Consider the following 1,200-nt stretch of genomic DNA (forward strand, 5'->3'; position numbering starts at 1 on the left):
CCGGCCACGGCGATCGCGGGCACCCAGGTGACCTACGACATCACGGTAACCAACAACGGCCCGTCCGACGCCCAGTCGGTGCAGGTCGCGGACCCGACGCCGGCCGGCTACACGTTTGCCTCGGCCACGGCGCCGTGCGGCGGCGGCTTCCCGTGCGCCCTCGGCACGGTCGCGGCCGGCGCCAGCGTGGCGTTCCAGGTGACCTTCGACATCGACCCGGCGACCACCGGTGCGGTGACCAACACGGCCACCGTCTCGTCGGCCACGACCGACCCGAACGGCGGCAACGACTCGGCCTCGGCGACCACCACGGTCAGCGGTGAGGCCGACCTGGGCGTGGTCAAGACCGGTCCGGCCAGTGCGATTGCAGGCGGCCAGGTGACCTACACGATCACGGTCGACAACGCCGGTCCGTCGGTGGCCTCGTCGGTGTCGCTGGACGACCCGACGCCGGCCGGCTACACGTTCAACTCGGCGACCGCTCCGTGCGCCGGCGGGTTCCCGTGTGCGCTGGGCGACCTGGCACCGGGCGCGACGGTCGTCGTCGACGTGACCTTCGACGTCGATCCGTCGACCACCGGGGACGTGACCAACACGGCCACCGTGTCGTCGCCGACCACGGACCCGAACGCGGCCAACGACTCGTCGAGCGCGACGACGACGATCGGCGCCGACGCCGACCTGTCGATGGTCAAGACCGTGGACAACAACGCGGTGCAGCAGGGCGAGACGGTGACCTACACGCTGTCGGTGAGCAACGCCGGTCCGTCGGACGCGACCAACGTGGTGATCACCGACAACCTGCCGCAGGGCCAGGTCCTGGTCAGCACCTCGGGTTGCTTCGAGGACCCGTCGGGTGCACCGACCTGCTCGATCGGTACGGTGGCGGCGGGCAGCACGGTGGCGGTGACGCTGACCGCGCAGGTCCAGCGTGCGACCGGTCTGCAGACCAACACCGCGTCGGTGGACTCGGACACCACGGACCCGGTCAGCGCCAACAACACCGGCTCGGTGGGCGTGGTCGCGTCGTTCTCGATCCCGACGCTGGGCAGCTGGGGCCTGATCGCCCTGGTGCTCACGCTGATGATCGCCGGCGGCCTGCAGGTTCGTCGGATGATCTGACCGGTCAGCGGTCGCTGGCGACCGCGATCGATCGATTGATCGACTGCATCGAAACGGGCGTCCCCAGGGGGCGCCCGT

General features: G+C 70.7%; 1 protein-coding gene. It reads left to right on the plus strand.

The features are described 5' to 3' along the window. Positions 1-1,122: DUF11 domain-containing protein (locus tag KUV67_13845; GenBank protein ID MBY6205969.1), on the plus strand; the 1,122-nt coding region annotated here is incomplete at its 5' end. Positions 1,123-1,200 lie beyond the last annotated feature (78 nt).

This window comes from Halomonas denitrificans (assembly GCA_019800895.1).
GTDB lineage: Bacteria > Pseudomonadota > Gammaproteobacteria > Xanthomonadales > Wenzhouxiangellaceae.